The following is a 24,007-nucleotide window of genomic DNA, read 5'->3' as shown; positions in this document are numbered from 1 at the left end:
TATTATGCGTAAATTTGCATGTTTTATGAATTTCCTTATCAAAATATTATATCTGATCTCCAAACTTCCGCTGAAAGTTTTGTATGTATTTTCAGACATCATGTTCTTTCTGAATTATTATATTGTAGGATACAGAAAAAACGTCATTACTCAAAACCTGAGAAAATCTTTTCCAAAAAAATCGGAGAAAGAAATTGCAGAGATCCGGAAGAAATTCTATCTCAACTTTTCCGATTATCTTGTAGAAACGGTAAAATCCTTCAGTATTTCCGAAACAGAATCGCGGGTAAGAATGCAGCACATCAATCAGGAGGTTTTTCATGAGGCAAAAGCGGAAGGCAAAAATGTGATTATGCTTGCCGGACATGTTTTTAACTGGGAATGGATCAATGCACTGGCAAAAGTAATTCCGCAGGATCACTGTCATCCTGTTTACAGAAAAGTGAACAGTGATTTCTGGGAAAACCAGATGAAAAAAGTCCGCAATAAATTCGGGAATGAAGCACTGGAAGCGAATGAAGTTATCATGCACATTTTCAGATCCAAAAGCAAAGGCAGTTCTGCTTATATGTTTGTGGCAGACCAGACTCCCCATTTTTCCCACGTTAATTACGGTTTGGAATTTTTAAACCAGAGAACTCCGGTTTTCATCGGTTATGATAAATTGGCAACAAGAATGGATCTGGCGTTCATTTACTGTGAAATGAAGAAGGTAAAACGCGGTTATTATCAGGTTAATTATCACAGAATTTATCCGGACGGAGAAAAATTTGTGGAAAATGAAGTGGTGAAAAAATTCCATAAATTATTGGAAAACACCTTGAATAAAAGACCCGATAATTACTTATGGTCCCACAGAAAATGGAAATATCAGGATTCTATAAAAACTTTTGATTCAGAAAAAATTTAATTTCTCATGTCCAAAAAATTAGCAGTCGCCATTTTAAACTGGAACGGAAAAAGCTGGCTGGAAAAATTTCTTCCCAATGTTGTTCATTTTTCTCAAAATGCTGATATTTATGTGGTTGATAATCTTTCCACCGATGATTCTGTCGATTTTCTTCAAAAGAATTTTCCTTCGGTACAGATTATTGAAAACAATAAAAATTACGGCTTTGCAGGAGGCTACAATGAAGGTTTAAAAGAAATTAAAAATGAATTGTACTGCCTTCTGAATTCCGATGTGGAGGTTACCGAAAACTGGATCGATCCTGTTTTGGAACTCTTTGAAAAAGATTCTTCCATTGCAGCAGTTCAGCCTAAAATCCTTTCCTACAACAATAAAAACTACTTCGAATTTGCCGGTGCAGGAGGCGGATTAATTGATAATTTAGGTTATCCGTATTGCAGAGGAAGAATTTTTGATGATCTGGAAGAAGATAAAGGGCAATATGATGATGAAACGGAAATTTTCTGGGCTTCCGGGTGCTGTTTATTTATTCGAAGCAAAGATTTTTGGGAGAAGAAAGGTTTTGATGAACGTTTTTTTGCGCATCAGGAAGAAATTGATCTTTGCTGGAGACTGATCAATTCCGGAAAAAAGATTTTTTATACCGGAAAATCTAAGGTATATCACGTTGGCGGAGGAACTTTGAACAAGCAGAGTGCACAGAAAACCTATTTAAACATTCGAAATAATTTTTCGATGTTATTAAAGAATCTTCCTTTTCCAAAATTAATCTGGCTGATTTTTTTCAGATTGTGCCTTGACGGAGCTGCCTCATTTTATTTTGCTTATAAAAATGGAATTTCCCATTTTTGGGCAGTTTTAAGAGGGCATTTTGGATTTTATGCGCAGATTCCCGGCACTTTAAAACGCCGTCAGAAACATCAGAAAACAGATTATTACCAAGCCAAATGGCTTGTTTTCAAACATTTTTTAGGGGATAAAAAGAAAATTTAATCCCTTACTCAAAACAATAAACTTTATTTATGGATTTCTGTGCAATAGATTTTGAAACGGCAACTCACGAGCGAAATTCCGCGTGTGAGCTTGGAATCTGTGTTGTGCAGGATTCAAAAATAATTGAGACCAAAACATGGCTCATCAAACCACCAAGTTTTCCTTATTTCAGCCCGTTTAATGTGGATGTTCACGGTATTCTTCCGGATGATGTGAAAGATTCTCCTACTTTCGATGAAATCTGGTATGAAGTAGAGGAAATGATGTACGGAACGTTAATGATTGCCCATAATGCAGGATTTGACGCAGGTGTGCTTCGCGGATGCCTGAATCATTATGGAATGTTCACGCCGAAACTCAATTATCTCTGCAGTATTCAGTTAGCCAAAAAATCATGGAATTATCTTCCGAGATATGGATTAAAACATCTTGCTGAATACCACCAGATCAGTTTTAACCATCACAGAGCAGGTGACGATGCAGAGGTTTGCGCTAAAATATCTTTACTGGCTTTTGAAAAACTGTTTCTCACAAGCAATGAAGAAGTGAATGATCTGATGAAATTAAAAATAAAAAAACTTTAATTTTTTTTGCTATTCCTTCGAATTGAAACAGCCAAATTCCAGAATGCAGAATTTAATTTCCAGATTTTGGAATTTTAATTGCTTAAAACTTCTGATAAAAGATTGAATTTAGGAATATCAATTTCAAAGCTTTCCTGCGTTTCCATATTTTTTACAAGGTATTTTCCGCTCATATTTCCCACTCCGGAACGAAGCATCACATTGGAGAAATAAGCGAAATTTTCGCCTGTAGGAATCTCAGGAGTCAAGCCGATTACGCCATCCCCGATGATCTCTGTATATCCGAAGCCTACGTCGAAGATCAGCCATTTTCTTTTAAGAATTTTTATCGGAAAACTTCCTTCGTTTTCAATAACGATGTTGTATTTAAAAACGTGTCTGTTTTCGGACGGATAACTGTTTTTGCTATCATATTCAGGTATTACTGAAACTTTGATATTGGAGGTCATTTTAGAAAACATCATCTTAGTATTTATTACAAGAGATACAAAAATCTCGCCTTTTTGAGGCGAGATTTGTATTTATACTATAATTTTTATCAATAATTATAATCCAAGACCCTTTCTTTCGTCTCCGTTCATTAAGATACCAACCGGATTGTCGATTGCTTCTTTTACTGCAACTAAGAATCCTACAGACTCTTTTCCGTCGATAATTCTGTGGTCATAAGACATCGCAACGTACATCATCGGACGAATTACCACCTGTCCGTCAACCGCAACAGGTCTCTGGATAATGTTGTGCATCCCTAAGATTGCAGATTGAGGAGGGTTAATGATAGGTGTAGACATCATAGAACCGAAAGTTCCACCGTTGGTAATGGTGAACGTTCCGCCAGTCATTTCGTCAACAGTGATTTTTCCGTCTCTTACTTTGGTCGCTAAATCTTTGATGTTGGCTTCAACGCTTGCAAAAGACATATTTTCAGCATTTCTCAATACAGGAACCATTAATCCTTTCGGACCTGAAACCGCAATTGAAATATCGCAGAAATCGTAGTTTACTTTGAAATCTCCGTCGATAGATGCGTTTACATCAGGATACATCTGTAAAGCTCTTGTTACCGCTTTTGTAAAGAAAGACATGAAACCAAGTCCTACTCCGTGTCTCTGAGCAAATTCTTCTTTATATAATTTTCTTAATCTGAAGATTTCAGACATGTCAACTTCATTGAAAGTCGTTAACATTGCCGTTTCATTCTTTACAGAAACTAATCTCTGAGCGATTTTTCTTCTAAGAACTGAAAGTTTAGTCGTAGTTGTAGATCTGGAACCTGTAGCGGTAACAGGGTTTCCTCCCAATGCAGGAACTGCAGCCAGTTCAGCGTCTGATTTAGTAATTCTTCCGTCTCTTCCGCTTCCTGAAACCTGTGAAGCATCCATTCCTTTTTCGTCAAGAATTTTCTTAGCCGCAGGAGAAGGAGCACCCGTTGCATACGTCTGCGTTGCAGCAGCTACCGGTTGAGCAGCAGGTTGTGGAGCCGGAGCTTCCTGTTTAGCAGGTTCAGCCGCTTTAGGAACCTCTTCCTGTTTTGGAGCTTCAGCAGCAGGAGCAGCGCTTCCTGAAGGTTTTGCAGCATCCATATCGATTAAACAAACCACCTGTCCTACTTGTACAACGTCACCTTCTTCAGCTTTCAGAGTGATTACACCACTTTGTTCAGCAGGCAATTCAAGAGTAGCTTTATCTGAATCTACTTCAGCGATGGGTTGATCTTTTTCTACATAATCACCATCTTTTACAAGCCAAGTTGCGATTTCAACTTCTGTAATTGATTCGCCCGGTGAAGGAACTTTCATTTCTAAAACTGACATATCGTATTTTTTATTTTTTTATTGATTATTATTTTTAATTAAGCGGTTACAGGTCTTTTTACCGGAGCATCGTTTCTGTCGAATACTCTGTTGATTACTGCATTCTGATTTTTCTCAAACATTTTGTGACTTCCCGGAGCCGGAGCACCACTTGGAACCGGAGCAATAACATTGATTCCTGTTTCTCTGAAGTTTCTTAGGATATAAGACCAAGCTCCCATATTTTCCGGTTCTTCCTGAGCCCAAACCAATTCTTTTCTGTTTGAATATTTTTCAAAGATTGCTTCGATAGCATCTGTCTGAAGCGGATATAACTGCTCGAATCTTACCAGTGCAATATTTTCAGCGTTTAATTCTTCTTTTTTAGCCAATAATTCGAAGTATAATTTACCTGAACAAAGTACTAATTTTTCAACTTTTGAAGGATCTGCAGAAGGATCGTCTAAAATTGGCTGGAAACCTCCGTTAGCGAAATGTTCAAGCGGAGAAACCACTTTCGGATGTCTTAACAATGATTTAGGACTCATTACCACCAATGGTTTTCTGAATGACCATTTCAACTGTCTTCTTAACAGGTGGAAATAGTTAGCAGGAGAAGTGATGTTTGCAACCACCATGTTTTCGTTTGCACAAAGGGTTAAAAATCTTTCCAGTCTTGCTGAAGAGTGTTCTGCTCCCTGTCCTTCTGAACCGTGAGGCAATAACATCACCAAACCGTCCTGAATTTTCCATTTTTCTTCTGCGGCTGCAAGATACTGGTCAACGATAATCTGCGCACCGTTCACGAAATCTCCGAACTGAGCTTCCCAAATCGTTAATGTATTAGGAGAAGCCATTGCGTAACCGTAATCAAAACCAAGAACTCCGTACTCGGAAAGGTGAGAGTTGAATACATCAAATCTGCTTTCAGAAACCTGTCTTAAAGGGATGTATTCTTCTTCCGTATCTTCCGTTTTTACAACTGCGTGTCTGTGAGAGAATGTTCCTCTTTCCACATCTTCTCCGGAGATTCTTACATTGTGACCTTCAACAAGAAGTGTTGCATAGGCCAGCCATTCTCCAAGAGCCCAGTCTAAAGAGTTTCCTTCAATTGCTTTTAATCTGTTTTCAAAAAGTCTTGTAATTTTATTTAAGAACTTTTTATCTGCCGGAAGTGTAGACATTTTAACAGCCAGTTCTTTCAGCTTTTCAAGATCATATTTTGTATCAACAGGTTCCTGAACCGCTCCTCTTTTCCCAATCGGATAATTCGTCCAGTCATCTGCCATGAAAACGTCCATTACGTTCTTTTCAATTTCTTTGGAAGCATCAAAGTCTTTATCTAAAAGTGCTTTGAATTCCGTTTCCATTTTAGCGATCACATCGTTGGATGTTACGTTGTCTTTCAGTAATTTATCTTTATAAATTTCTCTCGGATTCGGGTGCTTGGAAATTGTTTTATACAAATTAGGCTGTGTAAATCTTGGTTCATCTCCTTCGTTATGACCATATTTTCTGTATCCTAACAAATCGATATACACATCTTTTCCAAACTTCGCTCTGAAATCAGCCGCAAAATGGATCGCATGAACCACCGCTTCTGCATCATCTGCATTGACGTGCATTACAGGAGATTCTGTAACTTTAGCAACGTCTGTACAATAGGTAGAAGATCTCGCATCCATATAGTTTGTTGTAAACGAAACCTGGTTGTTTACCACGATATGAACCGTTCCTCCTGTTTTATAACCTTCTAAAGTCATCATCTGCGCAACTTCGTAAGCAATACCTTGCCCCGCAATCGCTCCGTCACCATGAATAATGATTGGTAAAACTTTAGAATAATCTTTGTATTTATCGTCCACTTTTGCACGGCAGATTCCTTCTACAAGGGCTGCAACTGTTTCAAGGTGAGACGGGTTTGGTGTTAAATTAATAGAAACTTCTTCTCCTGAAGCTGTTTTGATTTTTTTAGATGAACCTAAGTGGTATTTTACGTCTCCTGAGAATACATCTTCTTCAAATTCTTTTCCTTCAAATTCTGAGAAGATCTGCTTGTAAGATTTACCGAAAATATTGGTTAAAACATTTAATCTTCCTCTGTGCGCCATTCCTAAAACCACTTCATCTACGCCCAACTGAGAAGATCTTGAGATCAACTGATCCAAAGCAGGAATTAAAGTTTCACCACCTTCCAATGAGAATCTTTTCTGCCCGACAAATTTGGTGTGAAGGTAATTTTCAAACGCTACCGCCTGATTTAACTTTAATAAAATCTCCGTTTTTTCGTTGGCTGAAAGATTCGGGTGGTTTTCATTTACCTGAAGCCACTGCTTGATAAAATCTTTTTCTTCAACATTGTTGATGTGCATATATTCCACACCGATAGAATCACAGTAGATGTTCTCTAAATGTGTGATGAGATCCTGTAAAGTTGCAGGACCTTTCATTCCTGTTTCAACCGCACAGTTGAATTTTGTATTTAAATCTGACTTATCCAGACCGAAATTTTCGATGTCTAAAGTCGGCGTATAATGTCTTCTTTCTCTTACAGGATTTGTTTTGGTAAACAAATGTCCTCTCGTCCTGTACGCCTCAATAAGGTTTACTACCTTGAATTCTTTTTTGATGTGTTCCGGAACTTCTCCGTTTGTTGCTGCCTGAGTTGCCTGCTGAACAACAGGTGCTGAAGCTGCCGGAGCCTGAATATATTGAACGTTATCATCGTCTCCGTAGTTCTCCAAAGCAAAATCGAAGCCCTGAAAGAAGGCTTTCCAAGATGGTTCTAAAGAATCGGGATATTTTAAGTACTGTTGGTATAAATCCTCAATTAACTGAGAATGAGCTGCGTTTAGGAATGAAAATCTGTCCATTATTACAGTTTATCTGTTATTAAAATTTGTTTGTAGAATTAAGCTTCAAATTTAATAAAAAAAACCGATTCTGAACAGCCTTTAAAGTATTAAAAAAACTATAAAAGAAATAAATCTGCAGAATTTACTTAAATACTGATAATGAGAGCTTCATATTGACATCCTGATCTTCTGTCGGGCGTTCGAGAAAAGTCTGACGAATATCATTAAAACGCATCTCGTCTTTCTTGGCTTTCTGGATTAATTGTTGTATAGCCTTTACTCTTCCGGCATAGTTTCCTTTGTAGTACATCACATAATTCTGGGTCGGACTAATCGTTCTGAAACTGAAGTTATTATCTGTAACCCCAAATTTTTTAGACAGAGGAATCCCCAGAAAATAGGATACTTCTTTGTCTTTGTAATTGTCTGCATCCGTAATGAGCATCGGGAAACCGAATTCATCTTCTTTTTTGCCCAGATCCATTGTGGTGTAATTGTAAATCTTGTTATAATTCATCACAATATTCTTGTAAAGCGCATCTTTTTTGTTGGAAGTACTTACGTTTATTCCCAGCAATAATTTTTCTTCTTCATTTTCAACCATCAGACTATCGTATTTTATTGAAGCCATCTGATTATCTTTTTCCACTTTATTGCCCAAAACATTTTTAAGATTTGCCATACTTTTGTTGATGTTTTCGGCAAAACGGTCTTCGGTCCAGAAATTTTCAACTCTTCTTAAAACAGAAAGTTTCGGGGTATGAACAACCCAGGTAATTTTGGTTTTTTCAGAGGACACTGCTTTAAATTTAACGTCGACAACAGTCGGGCTTTCGTTTTTTTCTTCAAAAAGCTGATATCTTAGAGATTTATTCGGGTTTTCGTAACGGATAAACATTTCGCCATCCGTATCGTTTTTAGGATCTACATAGCTAATAGAACTTCCCAGCCCTTCATACGGCGTATAATAATCGATATCAATAGACTGGGAACTTGTAAAGAAATTATTCCATCGCGTAAAATGCTGCAGGTTATTAAACTGCAAAAAGACTTTTTCCAAAGGATAATCGATCTCTTTTTCTATTTTGAAATCTTTGCTTTCGTCCACAAAATAATACATCGAAGCTGCATAAGCTCCAATCAGCAAGACAATTACTACCGCTATGATCTTAAAAAAACGCATTGTACAAAAGTATAGAAAATAACAAGAGTGACCAATATGCTGATCACTCTGTTTTTAATTATTTTTTTAGTTGGAAGATGGAGGAACGGATGTTGGAAGTTTAGCTATGATGGTTTAGTTTTGAAAATTATCTTCATCGAAAACCATATTTATTATTAAAATTAATTTAAGTTAAACTTCAATATCTTCCCTCTTCCAGCTTCAAACATCCAGTCTTTTAACCAATATGAGTTCCCGGTTTTATAACGGCTCCTTTTTTCACCACGATAATTCCGTCCTGCACAGAATGGGTTCCGTAATCTCCGTCCTGAATATGTTTTCCGCCAATAATTCTCACATTATCGCCGATGTAGCAGTTTTTATCCAGAATTGCTTTTTCGATGTAACAATATTTCCCAATCCCCATATTTGGCTGTCCGTTTCTGTCGTTCTTCACAATTTCTGTGGTATCCTGATAAAAATCGGCTCCCATCACATAAGAATTTACAATCGTACTTCCTTTGTCTATTCTGGTTCTGTTTCCGATGACAGAATTTTCAATTTTATCTGCCAGAATGATGCATCCATCGCCAAAAACAGCTTTGCTTACATAAGAACCGTTTACTTTTGATGGTGGAAGCATTCTTGCGCGTGTAAAGACAGGCGAAGAGGAAAATAAATTGAACTTAGGAAAATCCTGACAAAGGTCGAGATTGGCTTCGTAGAAGGATTCAATGGTTCCGATATCCGTCCAATACCCTTCATACTGATAGCTTAATGTTGTGTATTTTCCGATGGAATTCGGAATGATATCCTTTCCGAAATCATCTCCTGCTCCTTCATCAAACATCTTTTTCAAAATGCTTTTCGTGAAGATATAAATTCCCATGGAAGCCAGATATTCTTTTCCGGCGTGTTTATTTTCTTCCGAAACTTCAGATTTTAATCCTTCTAAAAGATCATACCCCGGCTTTTCAACAAACGAAGTGATATTGCCTTCGTCATCCGAACTTAAAATTCCGAAACCTGTAGCGTCTTTTGCATTCACCGGAATGGTTGCAATGGTTACATCGCCTCCTTTTTCAATGTGAAAATTCAGCATCTCCCTGAAATCCATCTGGTACAACTGATCTCCTGAAAGAATCAGGATATAATCATAATCGTACTTTTCAAGGTGCTTCATCGACTGGCGCACCGCATCTGCGGTTCCCTGATACCAACTGTCGTTTTCAACGTTCTGTTCTGCAGCCAAAATATCTACGAAACCTTTGCTGAAAATATCAAAATGATACGAATTTTTGATATGGGAATTTAATGAAGCAGAATTGAACTGCGTTAAAACCAGAATTTTATTTAATCCTGAATTTAAACAGTTGGAAATAGGAATATCCACCAATCTGTATTTTCCCGCGATGGGTACAGCCGGTTTGGATCTTGAATACGTAAGTGGGAACAATCTTGTTCCTCTACCTCCTCCTAAAACAATGGAAATTACATTGCGATTCATAGTTTATCTTGCGTTTTATTTTATTAGGTTTACTGTTCTGTTTTTTAAATCTACATTTACTGTAAATGCAATCCCTTCTTCAGGATATATTTTGTTAATATTTACTTTATAAAAGTCCGGTCTGCCCAATTCTTCAGCATCTTTATCCAGATCATCAATTTCAATCTTATACTTAGCCAGTTCTTTTCTGAATACTTTATTAGTGATTAAAACATCCATGATATCCACCTGTTTCATTGTATAATCCTGAATATCCTTATCATATAAATCTTTCCAGTTTTTGCCGTATCTTTTTTGAAGAGCTAGATCTGTTTTTTCATTTTCAGATCTTACACTGTCCACCAATTCTTGGGTAACTTCGCATCCTGCAACTCTTACTGTTTTTATTTTCCATTTTTTGTTAACTGTTTTTTCGATTTCTTCTCTCTGAAAATTTGGAAGTCCATAAGTTAAAAACCAATAGTATCCGTCTTTATGGATCATCGTTTCCTCTTTTTGATGACAGGAAAGAACGATCATTAATAAAAATAGAAAATACAGCTTTTTCACGATTTAATTCTTATATAAAGCTATGTATTTTTCGGCTGATTTTTCCCATGCAAAGTCAAAATTCATATTAGCACGGATTAAATTTTCCATTTCACCTTTTTTATTGTAAACCAATAAGGCTCTGTTTATTGCATGGATAATATCGTCTACTCCCGGAAACGTAAAATTAATTCCCGCTCCACCTGTGGAAACATCTTCCACCGTGTCTCTTAATCCTCCTGTATACCGCACAATCGGAACGGTTCCGTATCTCATGGAATACATCTGGTTAAGACCGCATGGTTCCACTCTCGACGGCATGAGCAAAAAGTCCGCCGAAGCGTATATTTTATGGGAAAGATGTTCCTTATATCCAAGATCCAGAGCGAAATTGCTGTAAACATAATCGTACTCTTTCAGTTTATTTTCAATATAAGAATTTCCGGATCCCAAAATCATGATATTTAAAGCGCCATAGCTCTGCTTAATGCTTTTCCAGACCACGTCGGGAAGAAAATCGGCTCCTTTTTCGGTAGCAAATCTTCCAATAAATGCAAACAACGGAAGTTCCGGCTTCAAGCCGTATTCTTTACACAGTCTTTCTTTATTCTTTTTCTTCTGGGCAATGGCATTTTTAACATTAAAATTAAAATCCAGCATCGGATCGGTTTCCGGATTCCAGACTTCCGTGTCAATTCCGTTAATGATTCCGTAGGCTTTCCCGAATTCATCACGAACAAGGCTTTCCAGACCTCTGAAACTTACAAAAAGTTCTTCAAGATACCCCTGCGAAACCGTTGTAAAAGCATTGGCACATTTAATCATACTTGCCAAAGGGTTTATGACTCCGTTCCAGTCTAAAAGTCCCCATTTATACTGATCGAAAGCCGGCATATAATTCGCCATTTCCCAGCTCATCATTCCCTGATATTCACCATTGTGAATGGTTCCGATGGTTTTTACGCCTTTTAAAAATGAAAATTCAGGACAATGCTCAATCATGAAAGGAACTAACCCTGTGTGATAATCATGACAATGCAAAACATCCGGTCGGATTCCCATCGCACTCAGCCAATGAAGCGCTCCGTGCTGAAAAGCTAAAAACTGAAAACTTTCATCCGAATATCCGTAAGGATTATCGCGATCCAAAAGTCCCGGAATTCTTACCATAAAAAGCTCAAAGCCCAAAGCGTTGGTTTTTTCCTTTAAAACCTGCACCTGAAGCATATTTGAACCCTGGTGAATGAAGCCATCAAAAACTATGTCAAACTCATGATCATGCACGAAAGATTTGTTGTACCAAGGCATAACCACCTTCGCATCAATATCTTTAATTTTATTCTGATATTTTGGTAAAGCTCCCACCACATCTGCCAAACCGCCTACTTTTGCTACCGGATAACATTCCGTACTTAGATGATAAATGATCATTTTTTCTCTCTCGTTTATTATTTATATCTTAATTAAAATCTTCGATATTCGGGGATTTATAAATCTCAAATACAAAAAAAGATCTGTTTTCTGTAAACTCTTCTTTGATTATAATGTTTACATCATCTGACCGAAAAGCCATAAAGCTGTATTTATCTATATTATTCGCATCAAATTGGGAAGAAGGATCAAAATCAAAACGCTTTCTCTTGAATTCCGTGAAACCCTCCTCTTCTGTATTGTCATCCATTATTTCCCATTCCGTTTCTTCAACCTGCTGTTTGCTGATAAACTTAAACTCAAAATCCTTTACTGTTCTAAGATAATCTATGATTTCCAGAGTTTTATTTTTATCTCCAATGAAATCGATCTCACAAATCTTGTTTCTTAGAAATTCTATTTTATATTTTTCAATTTTAAAAGTAAAAAAATATAAATCTCCATTGAATTTTCCATCGCTTACAGGAGCATTAATTCCGGCTTTCGAAAACGACTCCAGAGTTTCACTGTCGAAATCCGTCCTTATAATGACATCCTTGAGACTTTCATAGTCTTTTCCTAAAATTTCTAATAACTGAATCATTACTTTTTATGTTGTTTGATTCTGTTATGCTTATTGTACTTTTTGTCTTTTCTTTTCAAAATAATTCCTGAAAGCGGCGGCAGACTTACGCTGATGGATTTCTGGTGATTCATGTATTCCTCATACTGTTCACTGAAAATTTCAGGCTTATAACCGCTTCCCGAATACCGTTCATCATCAGAATTGAAAACAATCTCCCAATGACTCGCTGCATTCACCCCAATTTTATAATCCAGAACTTCAGGCTTCAGATTGAGAATCACCATAAAAACATCATCTTTTTTCTTTCCTTTCCTCAAATAGACATACACGGAATTTTCCAGATCATCTGCTTCCACCCATTCAAAGCCTTCCCTGCTAAACTGATTTTCATAGAAAGCCGTCTCGTATCTGTAAAGATGGTTAAGATCTTTCACCAATGTCTGCAAACCTTTATGAACAGGATATTCCAGCAAATGCCAATCCAGACTCTGCCTAAAATTCCATTCGCTGGTCTGCCCGAATTCATCGCCCATGAAAAGCAGTTTTGCTCCGGGATGCGTAAACATATAAACATACAGTGCGCGAAGATTGGCAAATTTCTGCCATTCATCGCCTTTCATTTTATAAATGAGACTCGCTTTTCCGTGTACCACTTCATCATGCGACAAAGGCATCATATAATTTTCATTATACATATACATGGAAGCGAAAGTTAATTTATGGTGATGAAACTTTCTGTTCTCGTGTTCTTCTTTAAAATAATCCAGCGTATCGTGCATCCATCCCATCATCCATTTCATTCCAAATCCTACTCCGCCGTCATGAACAGGCTTTGTAAGCATAGGAAAATCTGAACTTTCTTCTGCAATGGTAATGATATTGTCTCCGAACTCTTTATAAACTGCGGTATTGAAATCCTGCAAGAACGCTTTTGCTTCGAGATTTACATTTCCTCCGTAAATATTCGGTTCCCATTCTCCTTCATTTCGGGAATAATCGAGGTGAAGCATTGAGGTTACCGCATCAACACGCAATCCATCTGCATGATACCGTTCCAGCCAGAACATCGCATTCGAAATCAGAAAAGATTTAACTTCATTTCTTCCATAATTGAAAATGTATGATTTCCAGTCGGGATGAAAGCCTTTTCTGGGATCTTCATGTTCGTATAGGTAAGAACCGTCAAATCTGTGCAAACCGTTTGCATCACCCGGAAAATGTGAAGGAACCCAGTCTAAAATCACACCGATTCCGTTTTGGTGAAGCTCATCAATCAAAAATATTAAATCCTGTGGTGAACCGAAACGTGAAGTCGCTGCGTAAAAACCTGTAATCTGATATCCCCAACTCGGATCGTAAGGATATTCCATCACCGGCATAAATTCTACGTGGGTAAAGCCCATTTCTTTAATATAAGGAACGAGTTTTTTACCGATATCGCGGTAATTCAGAAACTTTTTCGGATCATTTCCTTCTCTTACCCAGGATCCCAAATGGAGCTCATAAACCGACAACGGAGCATTTAACGTATTTTTTTTCCAGCGGTTTTCCAGCCAGTCTTTATCTTTCCATTCGTACCAAGTGGTGGAAACCAATGAGGCAGCCTGAATATTCTGTTCCCAGCTCAGAGCATAAGGATCACTTTTTTCTAAAATTTCTCCACGCGGCGTTTCTATAGCATATTTATACAAAGTTCCCCATGTTAAACCTGCAATGAAGCCTTCCCAGATTCCGGATTCGTCCCATCTCGGAAACAGGATATGATCTTTATGATTCCAGTTGTTGAAATTTCCGATTACCGAAACTTTCTTCGCGTTGGGAGCCCAGACTGAGAAATAAACTCCTTTTACTCCATCTTTTTCAGCGGAATGTGCGCCGAATTTATTGTACAGCTTGTAATGCTTACCTTCTTTAAAAAGGTAAACATCATGATCCGTAAAAAGAGTGTATGTTTTAACCGAATTCATCACGGTTTTGATTTAATTTTTATATTTTTCTTGAAACTACAAAAAATATCTGCAATAATCATTAATAAATTTTGAATAAATTATTATGTTAAACTCTTTGCAGTACTTGTTTCTATCAAATATAACGCTTTTTTATTCAGTGTTTATCGTTTTAAAATGATTTGTCTTAAAAAGATTTTTTATAAATTTATGCTTTAATTTTACTAAAAACACGGATGAAGTTTGAACTTTACACAGCAGAAAGTGATGAACGAACGGTTTACATCACAGGAAATTTTAACAATTGGAATCCGAAAGACTACAACTTTCAACTGATCCAAAAAGACTCTCAAAATTATTTTATCGAAATCGACGATCAGCTTTTGCCGGATGTTATTGAATACAAATTTACTAAGGGTGGTTGGGAAAATGTAGAACTCGACAAGTACGGAAGCATTACTCCTAATAAAAAAGCTTCAAAAGCAGCAGGAAAAACATCAGATACGGTTGAGAAATGGAGATTCAACTGGGGACCTTTTAAGGATGAATATTTTCCGATTGTCGAGATTATTTCGGAGGAATTTTATATTCCGCAACTTGACCGTTACAGAAAAGTATGGGCTCTTCTACCCTATGATTATTATGTTTCAGACAAAAAATATCCCGTCCTGTATCTTCAGGATGCACAGAATTTATTTAATGAAGGAAGCGGTTACGGAAACTGGGAAATCGATAAGAAACTTTCCATTCTCTCAGAATACGGTCGTGGAGATGTCATCATCATTGCAGTAGAACACGGAAGCGAAGAAAGGATTAAAGAATATATTTTTGATAACGACAATGTAGCGAACGGATCGGAAGGTAAAAAATACATCCGCTTCATTACAGATACTTTGAAACCTTATGTCGACCAGACTTACCGCACCAAAAGAGATCGTGACAACACCGGGATCGGAGGAAGTTCTCTTGGCGCACTGATCAGCATTTACAGCGGGTTTCTTTATCCTGAAGTCTACTCCAAACTGTTGATCTTTTCACCTTCACTTTGGGTGGAACCGAACAATAATTTTCCGATGATGAATTTCAGGGTTCCTTTTAAAACGAAAATCTATCTTTACGGAGGCGGTCAGGAAGGCTCAAAAATGGTAAAGAGAATCCATATTTTTGAAGAATATTTAAAACGCTGGGAAAAGAAAAACCTATTCGATTTTGAATTCAGAACAAGCATCAATCCGGAAGGTACGCACAGCGAATTTTACTGGTCGCAGGAATTCCCGAGAGCGATTGAATGGCTTTATTATAACAACACAGAAAACCCAGTGGAAGTAAAACCACAGCAGGAAAGCATTAAAAATTAAATTATGAAATTAATCAACAAAAAAAATAAAAATTATACGCAGGTTTTTCATCTTTTCACAGAAGAAGAATGGACGAAAACCAGCAAAAATTTCAATAAAAACATTTCAACTTTCTTCACGGGTAAAAAGCATGAAGTTTTTGTGAATGCCCATGAAGAAGGTATTACTTATTTTATAGGCTTAGGAAAATCTACTTTGCAGAATTTTGAAATTCAGCAGGTTGCTGTTAAATTTTCCCAGACGCAAAAAGGAAAAGTACAGCCTGTCCCGACATTAGTTATAGCCGACTGTTTGAACGAGAAGCAGTTTGAAGAATTCGCAAAGGGTTTATTAATAGGAACTTACAACTATCCTTTCGAAAAAACGCATGCGTTCTGGAATGCTAAATTTGAGCTTCATTTTGAAAATTTAAGCCAGAAAAAACTAGACACCATCAGTAAAAAAGCCGAAGCACTGAGCAACGGACAGACCGCCTGTCAGGAATGGCTGAACAAACCCGCCAATCTTAAAAAACCAGATACTTTCAGTTTATATTTAAAAAATTTAGCTAAAAAATATGATTTAAAATATACTTCTTTTAACAGGAAAAAGTGTGAGGAACTTGGTCTGGGCGCTTATCTTTCCGTTAATCAGGGAAGTGCTTATGACGCGGCGTTCACCATTGTTGAATACAAAACCAATGTTAAAAATGCAGTCACTTTCGGCTTGGTCGGAAAATGTGTATTATTTGACACAGGAGGAATTTCTCTGAAAAATCCCGACAATATGCATTATATGAAATCGGACATGGGCGGTGCAACTGCCGTTTTGGGAACGCTGATTTATGCCGCGGAAATGCAGCTTCCTGTAAATATAGTTGCTATTTTACCTATTACCGACAATTCTATTTCTGAAAATGCCTTTCTTCCGAGTGATGTTATTACGGCTTACAACGGAAAAACAATTGAGGTTCTCAATACCGATGCGGAAGGCAGAATGATTCTCGCCGACGGACTTTCCTATATGGCGAAAAACTTCAAAACTGACTTTCTGATCGACCTTGCCACGCTTACCGGAAGTTCCGTAAGAATGTTTGGCGATACTTGCGGGGCTCTGTTTTCCAACAATGAAGAATTGAAAAACCTTTTGATAAAAACCGGCGATAGAACCAATCAGAGACTTTGGAATTTACCGCTTTGGGATGTCTGGAAAGACGATATCCAGTCGGATGTGGCAGATATTAAGAATATTTCGATGAAACCTATCGGAGATTGCATTATTGCGGCTAAATTTTTAGAACAATTCATTGAGAACCATCCTAAATGGGCGCATCTTGATATTGCCGGAGTAGCTTTCGGAAATGTAGGTTATGCCAAAGAAAAGTCTGCAACGGGATTTGGAGTGCAATTATTAGCCGATTTAATCGAAAATTATCACTAAAAATTAGTTTATTACAAAAATTCTCTGTATAATTGAAATAGAATTTTCAAAAGCGCACAATATTTTAATTTTTAACATTAAATAATTAATAAAAAAACGTTTTTATTTTTGAAAGTTCATCAAAAACTAAAAAACATTGTATGGAGGAGAAAACAATAGTATGTATTTCGTGCTATTACAAGGGTTATGATTTCATGGATGAAATGAAAAAACTCGGTAATAAAATAATTTTAGTAACATCCGAAAATCTTAAAGAAAAAAACTGGCCGTGGCATGCCATCGATGAGGTATTCTATATGCCTGAAGTAAAGCCTTCTGTCTGGAATCTGGATCATCTCGTGCAGGGATTTTCCCATCTGATGCAGACCAGAAAAGTACACGCCGTTATTGCTCTGGACGATTATGATGTGGAAAAAGCGGCGCTTATCCGCGAAACATTCAGAATTCCGGGGATGGGACAGACTACGCACCGCTATTTCAGGGATAAACTTGCCATGCGACAAAAAGCAAAGGATTCCGGAATTAATGTTCCTGAATTTACGGCAGTTTTTAATAATGATGAGGTTAATCATTTTGTAGATCAGGTTCCTGCACCGTGGGTTTTAAAGCCACGTTCCGAAGCCTCTGCTTCAGGAATTAAAAAACTGAATTCCAAAGAAGAGCTTTGGGAAGCTTTGAATAATCTTGGGGAAGAGCGTCACCTGTTCCTTCTGGAAAGCTTTAAACCGGGAGATGTTTATCATGTAGACAGCCTTACTTTTAATAAAGAAATTGTTTTCACTTCCGCCTCAAAATATTTGGCTCCGCCGATGCAGGTTTCGCATGAAGGAGGTGTTTTCAGAACAAAAACGCTTGGAAGATATTCTGATGAATTTAAGGCTCTTGAAGAGGTAAATTCGAAAGTTTTATCCAATTTCGGACTAATCAACGGAGCGACTCACACAGAATTTATCCGCAGCAAAGACGACGGAAAATATTATTTTCTTGAAACTTCTTCAAGAGTGGGTGGAGCGCATATTCCTGATCTCGTGGAAGCATCAAGCAACATTAACATCTGGAGAGAATGGGCGAAAATTGAAGATGCTTTATTAAGAGGAAAAAACTATGAGGTTTCTAAACCTACAGGATATTATTCGGGGCTTATTGTCGCCTTAATTAAAGACAAAGAGCCGGATTACAATCAGTTTGAATGCGAAGAGGCGGTAAAATTCTTACCGATAGATTATCATGTCGGAATCGTTTACAAATCGAAAGATTCGGTAATCGTTCAGGAAAGATTAGACAGGGCAGCCGAAAAAATTCATGCTGAATTACTGAATATTCTTCCGCCGAAAGACAAACCTATGTCATAATTTAAAAAGAGAAATTAACATCAAGAAATTATTGATTTTATAAAATTAAGTTTACCCTAAAATCCTTTTTTAATCCCTAATTTAGAAATCATTAAATCAGGAGAATGAAAAGGCAGACCTTATTATCAATTTACTGATTAAACCCAAATACGAAAAAAAATGCCACAGATAGAGCATACAGATTATTATTCACATATACTAGGAACAAGTCTTAAAGTGGAAGTTACAGGACATTATGGTTATCCGATCATTATGTTTCCGACTTCACAGGGACAATATACTCAAAACCATGATTTTCATCTTAACGGAAGCATCAACTGGTTTATAGAACAGGGAAAAGTAAAACTTTACAACGTTCAGACCATAGACGGATGGAGTTTTTATGACAACAATATTTCTCCACAGCAAAGGATTAAAAACTATGAAAGATATGTTCAGTTTCTGATTCAGGAATTCGTTCCTTACGTTCAGAAAATTCATAAGACGCATCGCGTTGCGGTAGCGGGAGCCAGTTTCGGAGGATATCATGCGGCTAATTTTGCTTTCCGTTTTCCGGACGTTGTCTCGCATCTGTTCTGTCTGTCAGGAGCATTCAGCATTAGAAATTTTATGGACGGCTATTCCGATGAGCTGGTTTATTTCAACTGTCCGCGTGAATTTGTGAGAAATGATGAAGCATGGAAATACAAACATATGCATATTGTTTTAAGCACTTCGGATCAGGATATCTGTAAAGATAAAAACGTGGAAATGGCAGAAATTTTAGCTTCCAAAGGCATTGATTTCTGGTATGATGAAAGAAAGTGGATTAATCACGACTGGCCGCTTTGGAGAATGGTTTTCCCAACTTTTATCGGAGCATTCTTTTCTTAAAAACTTAAAAATTAACATTAAAATACAACATTAAAAAATACATTTATGGCAAAAAAAGTAGGAATTCTATTCGGTATGGAAGATACGTTTCCTTGGGCGTTTATTGATAAAGTTAACGAATTGGGAGGCGGAGAAATCATCGCAGAACCTGTACATATCGATAAACTTGAACAGGGCGCAGATTACGGATATGCTGTAATTATCGACAGAATTTCGCAGGATGTGCCTTTTTACAGAGCGTACCTGAAAAATGCAGCATTGAACGGAACGTATGTCATCAACAATCCTTTCTGGTGGAGCGCAGACGAAAAGTTTTTTAATAACGCTTTGATGACGAAACTGGGAATTCCGCTTCCGAAAACAGTTTTGCTTCCGTCTCACGAAAGACCGACAAACACTTCAGAAACCTCTTTCAGAAACCTGAAATTCCCTCACGACTGGGATTATATTTTCGATTATGTAGGTTTTCCTGCGTACATGAAACCGCATGACGGAGGCGGATGGAGAAATGTATACCGCGTGGAAAATCCGGAGGATCTGTGGTCGAAATTAAGCGAAACCGAGCAACTGGTAATGATGGTGCAGGAAGAAATTATCTTTGACGATTATTACAGAGTATACTGTTTAGGTAAAAAATATGTTCATATTATGCCTTATGAGCCGAGAAATCCTCATCATCTGAGATATGCAACTACACATCAGACGCAGGGTGCAGAACTGGAGAAATTATTAAAAACAATTCACGACTACACCATCAAAATGAATGAAGCGCTTGGCTACGATTTCAACACGGTAGAATTCGCGGTAAAAGACGGAATTCCTTATGCAATCGACTTCTGTAATCCGGCTCCAGATGCAGACAAAAATTCTGTAGGAGAAGAAAATTTTGCATGGATCGTAGAACACGCAGCCAAATTAGCGATCGAAAAAGCAAAAGAATATGTTCCGGGAAAACCAAACATCTCTTGGGGAAATTTCGTAAAAGATTCTGTAAAATAAGAATATCAACAAAAAGCACGAAAAAAAATGCATCAATTTACTATTGGAATCGAAGAAGAATATCAGATTATTGATGTTGAGAGCCGGGATCTGGTCTCTCATGTTTCGAAAATTATTGAAGGCGGAAAAGCTGTTTTAAGTGAAAATTTAAAGCATGAAATGCATGAATCCATGATTGAAATGGAAACAGGCATCTGCCAGAATATTCAGGAGGCAAAAGCCGAATTAACGAATTTAAGAAGACATCTTATAAAAACCGCCCATGAACAGGGACTGAGAGTTTCCGGCGGTGGAACGCACCCTTTCTCCAACTGGGAACACAACACCATTACAAACGGAGAGCGTTATATTAAAATTGTAGACGACATGGGTGATGTGGCGAGAGGAAATTTAATTTTCGGGCTTCACGTCCATATCGGAATCCCTAACCGTGAAGAAGGCGTAAGAATACAGAATGTGATGAGGTATTTCCTTCCGCACGTTTATGCACTATCAACAAATTCTCCTTTCTGGATCGGAAGAAACACAGGTTTTAAGTCTTACCGACAGGAAATTTTTGTAAAATTCCCAAGAACCGGAATTCCGAGTTTTTTCAATTCTTTAGCTGAATTTGACAGTTATGTAGACCTTTTGGTAAAGACAGGAACCATTGATAATGCTAAAAAAATATGGTGGGATCTCAGAGTTCATCCGTTCTACCCTACAATCGAATTCAGAATCTGCGATATGCCGATGAGAATTGATGAAACCGTTTGTCTGGCTGCCATAATGCAGGCTTTGGTTGCAAAAATCTACAAACTTCATCAGCAGAATTTAAGTTTCAGAAGCTACAGAAGATTATTGCTAAATGAAAACAAATGGCGTGCTTCCAAAAGTGGAATTGAAGCTCACTTAATTGATTTCGGAAAAGAAGAATCTGTTCCATATCCTGATCTCTTAAAGGAACTTCTTGAGTTTATTGATGATGTGGTGGACGAATTAGGATGCAGAAAAGAGGTGGAATACGCATGGACAATTCTTGAAAACGGAACCGGAGCAGACCGACAGCTTAAAGTCTTCAATGAAACAGGAGACCTTACCAAAGTTGTGGATTATATGATCTCAGAAACTGAGTACGGCATCACACACGGAGAAACCGCTTCATAATTTTTTGGTAACTTTGTAAAAAATATGAAGTCGTATGAATGATATTCGAATTGCTTTGCTGGACATGAACAACAATCATGTGAATCAGGGTTTTAAAAATATTAAAGAAATTTCTGAAGCATTTAAGCTAAGCTGTGCTCAGGAAAACGTAAGCATTGAAACATTCGATGTGAGATTTAAAAATGAAATGCCCAATGTAGAGGATTTCGATATTTTTATTTCTTCGGGAGGTCCGGGAGATCCGCACAGAGAAGGTCTTGAATGGGAAGATAAATTTGCTCAGTTTCTGGATAATGTTTTTGAACATAACCAGTACAGCGACGACAAAAAGTATCTTTTTCTGATCTGCCATTCTTTTCAGTTGGCAAGTATTCACTGGAAACTTGGAAATATCTGCAAGAGAAAATCGTATTCTTTCGGCGTAATGCCGGTTCATAAAACCGAAGAAGGAGAACAGGAATTTTTATTCAAAAATCTTCCGGATCCTTTCTATGCTGTAGATTCCAGAGCGTATCAGTTTATCGAACCGGATCATGACCGTTTTGAGGAACTGGGTATGAAAATCGTTGCCATTGAAAAATTCCGTCCGCACATTAACCTTGAAAGAGCGGTAATGGCGATTCGTTTTTCGGAGGAGATATTCGGAACACAGTTTCATCCGGAAGCCAATCCTGCAGGCATGATTGAAAATCTGAAAGATGAAAAGAACAAGCAGGCAATGATTGAGAATTTCGGAATGGAAAAATATCTTGAAACCGTGGACAGAATGGATGATGAAGATAAAATCATCCTTACTCAGGCTCAGATTCTGCCGAGATTTTTACATTTTGCAAAAAAAAACGTTTTGAAGCAGGCAGAAGCAATGGCTTAAATTTTTAATAAAACGAAAATATCAATACAAAAATCGGACACAGAAACTGTCCGATTTTTTAAATCACAAAAAGAAAAAGAATTATGATTCCAAAATACAGAAAGCAATTTAATCAGGAATTTTCTCAGGAAAAATACAATCAGTTTAAAGAAATTTTAGAACAGAAAAGTGGTCTGGAAACCGGATTCAGAATTTCCGAAAGTCCTTTATTTCTGACAAAAGAATTTGAATCTAAACTTATTGACGCCAGCGAAAGCATTATCAGCCAGATTAAGAATCTTCCTGAAGAAACTTTACAAAAAGCGATTCCTGATAACTGCAGAGTTCCCAATGACACGAAGCAACCTCACTTTTTCACCATAGATTTCGGGATCTGCAAGAGTGAAAACGGCGAGATTGAACCTCAGTTGATCGAACTTCAGGCTTTCCCTTCTTTGTATGCATTTCAGAAAGTTTTTGAACAGACATTCTGTGATGTCTACCCTTTTCTTTCGGAGCTGCAAAATAAAATGCCTCATGATGATTTTAAAAATTACATGAAGGATTTACTTCTGGGTGATGAAAATCCTGAAAACGTAATTCTCCTTGAAATTTATCCTGAAAAGCAGAAAACTGCCATTGATTTTGTTCTGACTGAAAAATTACTTGGAATAAAAACGGTTTGTTTAACCAAAGTGAAAAAAGAAGGAAGAAAACTATTCTACGAAAACGATGGAAAATTAACGAAGATCAGAAGGATTTACAACCGTGTTATCTTTGACGAATTAGACAGAATTCCGGATCTGAAAACTGAATTTGATTTCCGTGAAGATGTTGATGTAACCTGGGTTACGCATCCGAACTGGTTTTTTAAAATTTCTAAATTCCTTCTTCCGCTTTTACAGCATCAGTTTGTTCCTAAAAGCTACTTCCTTCATGAATTTCCAGAAAGCGAAAGCCTTGAAAATTTCGTTTTAAAACCTTTATTTTCTTTTGCAGGAAGCGGAGTGAATTTAAATCCGACAAAAGAAATTACAGATGCCATTGAGGATAAAGAAAACTATATTTTGCAGAGAAAGGTAAACTATGAGCCGATTTTTGAAGATATCAACGGAGAATTTTCAAAAGCAGAGATCAGATTGCTGTATATCTGGCGCGAAAATGACGAACGTCCTATTCTACTGGAAAATCTGGGCAGAATGACGAAAGCAGCCATGGTAAATGTGGATTTCAATAAAAAGGATGCGATCTGGATCGGAAGTTCGAATGCGTTTTTTGCAGAGGAATAGATATTAAGACGAAAGATGTGTGAAGTTAGTAATAATTTGAAATTCTGTACTTGTCTGGAAATTAAAGATCATGAATTAATAAATATTTATAAGAGATTAGAAAAGTTTCACAATAAAAAACTGCCGCAATCCAAGGAACTATTTAGCTGGATTTTATATGAATTTGCCGGTTTTAAAGACAATACTGGTATTATGGGACTTTTAAATATGCCAAGTGGAAAGATTGGTCAATTCCTTACTGAAGAGTTTGTACTGGATCAACTCAATAATAAAAACTGTTTTGATTTTGACTATGAACCAAAAGATGGAGACAATCTTCAAATCAATTTCCAAAGAAATAAATACTGGGTTGAATTTTTATCATTTATATATCACGAAAATCAATGGAGAGCAGATTCTTATGATACTTTTAATGAAAAAATTGAACCTAAAAATTACGGAATTCTA

At 37.1% G+C, this 24,007-nt stretch carries 21 protein-coding genes; 12 read left to right on the top strand and 9 right to left on the bottom strand.

Annotation, left to right across the window (positions count from 1 at the left end; translation table 11 throughout):
- The first annotated feature begins 25 nt into the window (after positions 1–25).
- From QWT87_RS16040 to QWT87_RS16030, 3 genes are read left to right on the top strand one after another with little or no spacing between them, the layout of a single operon-like run.
- On the top strand, positions 26–910 hold the full coding sequence (locus tag QWT87_RS16040; RefSeq protein ID WP_302717166.1) for a lysophospholipid acyltransferase family protein: 885 nt from the start codon (positions 26–28) through the stop codon (positions 908–910).
- Positions 911–916: 6 nt separating this feature from the next.
- Positions 917–1,903: a glycosyltransferase family 2 protein gene (locus QWT87_RS16035; RefSeq protein WP_302717165.1), complete on the top strand. Its 987-nt coding sequence runs from the start codon at positions 917–919 to the stop codon at positions 1,901–1,903.
- 29 nt (positions 1,904–1,932) lie between these two features.
- Positions 1,933–2,487, top strand: a complete 555-nt coding sequence (locus QWT87_RS16030; protein ID WP_302717163.1) for a 3'-5' exonuclease — start codon at positions 1,933–1,935, stop codon at positions 2,485–2,487.
- A gap of 74 nt (positions 2,488–2,561) precedes the next feature.
- On the opposite strand, the gene apaG is transcribed toward QWT87_RS16030, so the two are convergent.
- From apaG to glgB, 9 genes are all read right to left on the bottom strand, one after another.
- Positions 2,562–2,936: a Co2+/Mg2+ efflux protein ApaG gene (gene apaG, locus QWT87_RS16025; RefSeq protein WP_228457735.1), complete on the bottom strand. Its 375-nt coding sequence runs from the start codon at positions 2,934–2,936 to the stop codon at positions 2,562–2,564.
- A 96-nt stretch (positions 2,937–3,032) separates the two neighbouring features.
- A complete protein-coding gene (gene odhB / locus QWT87_RS16020; RefSeq protein ID WP_302717160.1) occupies positions 3,033–4,301 on the bottom strand; it encodes a 2-oxoglutarate dehydrogenase complex dihydrolipoyllysine-residue succinyltransferase in 1,269 nt (422 codons plus the stop codon).
- 38 nt (positions 4,302–4,339) lie between these two features.
- Positions 4,340–7,153, bottom strand: coding sequence for a 2-oxoglutarate dehydrogenase E1 component (locus QWT87_RS16015; RefSeq protein ID WP_302717158.1), 2,814 nt, complete (start codon positions 7,151–7,153; stop codon positions 4,340–4,342).
- Positions 7,154–7,277: 124 nt separating this feature from the next.
- Positions 7,278–8,318: an SRPBCC domain-containing protein gene (locus tag QWT87_RS16010; protein WP_302717156.1), complete on the bottom strand. Its 1,041-nt coding sequence runs from the start codon at positions 8,316–8,318 to the stop codon at positions 7,278–7,280.
- Positions 8,319–8,535: 217 nt separating this feature from the next.
- The gene (locus QWT87_RS16005) at positions 8,536–9,804 is read right to left on the bottom strand and encodes a glucose-1-phosphate adenylyltransferase (protein WP_108410496.1); all 1,269 of its coding nucleotides are present in this window, start codon (positions 9,802–9,804) and stop codon (positions 8,536–8,538) included.
- Between the two features lie 15 nt (positions 9,805–9,819).
- The gene (locus tag QWT87_RS16000) at positions 9,820–10,353 is read right to left on the bottom strand and encodes an FEKKY domain-containing protein (protein WP_302717154.1); all 534 of its coding nucleotides are present in this window, start codon (positions 10,351–10,353) and stop codon (positions 9,820–9,822) included.
- A 3-nt stretch (positions 10,354–10,356) separates the two neighbouring features.
- Positions 10,357–11,763, bottom strand: a complete 1,407-nt coding sequence (locus QWT87_RS15995) for a glycogen synthase (RefSeq protein WP_302717152.1) — start codon at positions 11,761–11,763, stop codon at positions 10,357–10,359.
- Between the two features lie 28 nt (positions 11,764–11,791).
- Positions 11,792–12,346 carry a hypothetical protein gene (locus QWT87_RS15990; RefSeq protein ID WP_302717150.1) on the bottom strand — a complete coding sequence of 185 codons (555 nt, stop codon included), beginning with the start codon at positions 12,344–12,346 and terminating at the stop codon, positions 11,792–11,794.
- Positions 12,346–14,295 carry a 1,4-alpha-glucan branching protein GlgB gene (gene glgB, locus QWT87_RS15985; RefSeq protein WP_302717148.1) on the bottom strand — a complete coding sequence of 650 codons (1,950 nt, stop codon included), beginning with the start codon at positions 14,293–14,295 and terminating at the stop codon, positions 12,346–12,348. Before glgB ends, QWT87_RS15990 begins: the two co-directional genes overlap by 1 nt.
- A 215-nt stretch (positions 14,296–14,510) precedes the next feature.
- On the opposite strand from glgB, the gene QWT87_RS15980 reads away from it, so the two are divergent.
- From QWT87_RS15980 to QWT87_RS15940, 9 genes are all read left to right on the top strand, one after another.
- Entirely contained in the window at positions 14,511–15,632 is a 1,122-nt protein-coding gene (locus tag QWT87_RS15980) for an alpha/beta hydrolase-fold protein (protein WP_302717146.1), read from the top strand.
- Between the two features lie 3 nt (positions 15,633–15,635).
- Complete coding sequence (locus QWT87_RS15975) at positions 15,636–17,051, top strand: M17 family metallopeptidase (protein WP_302717145.1); 1,416 nt, start codon at positions 15,636–15,638, stop codon at positions 17,049–17,051.
- Positions 17,052–17,191: 140 nt separating this feature from the next.
- Complete coding sequence (locus QWT87_RS15970; protein WP_302717143.1) at positions 17,192–18,403, top strand: ATP-grasp domain-containing protein; 1,212 nt, start codon at positions 17,192–17,194, stop codon at positions 18,401–18,403.
- A 159-nt stretch (positions 18,404–18,562) separates the two neighbouring features.
- A complete protein-coding gene (locus tag QWT87_RS15965; RefSeq protein WP_214589922.1) occupies positions 18,563–19,276 on the top strand; it encodes an alpha/beta hydrolase-fold protein in 714 nt (237 codons plus the stop codon).
- Positions 19,277–19,321: 45 nt separating this feature from the next.
- Positions 19,322–20,275, top strand: coding sequence for an ATP-grasp domain-containing protein (locus tag QWT87_RS15960; RefSeq protein WP_302717140.1), 954 nt, complete (start codon positions 19,322–19,324; stop codon positions 20,273–20,275).
- A 27-nt stretch (positions 20,276–20,302) separates the two neighbouring features.
- Positions 20,303–21,421, top strand: coding sequence for a carboxylate-amine ligase (locus QWT87_RS15955; RefSeq protein WP_076390024.1), 1,119 nt, complete (start codon positions 20,303–20,305; stop codon positions 21,419–21,421).
- Between the two features lie 34 nt (positions 21,422–21,455).
- Positions 21,456–22,292 carry a type 1 glutamine amidotransferase gene (locus QWT87_RS15950; protein ID WP_302717137.1) on the top strand — a complete coding sequence of 279 codons (837 nt, stop codon included), beginning with the start codon at positions 21,456–21,458 and terminating at the stop codon, positions 22,290–22,292.
- 83 nt (positions 22,293–22,375) lie between these two features.
- Positions 22,376–23,560, top strand: a complete 1,185-nt coding sequence (locus tag QWT87_RS15945) for a hypothetical protein (protein ID WP_302717135.1) — start codon at positions 22,376–22,378, stop codon at positions 23,558–23,560.
- A gap of 15 nt (positions 23,561–23,575) precedes the next feature.
- A partial coding sequence (locus QWT87_RS15940; protein WP_302717133.1) for a hypothetical protein occupies positions 23,576–24,007 on the top strand: 432 nt, incomplete at its 3' end.

The organism is Chryseobacterium urinae, assembly GCF_030518295.1.
Classification (GTDB): Bacteria; Bacteroidota; Bacteroidia; order Flavobacteriales; family Weeksellaceae; genus Chryseobacterium; species Chryseobacterium mucoviscidosis.
This window is presented reverse-complemented; position numbering and strand designations above follow the sequence as displayed.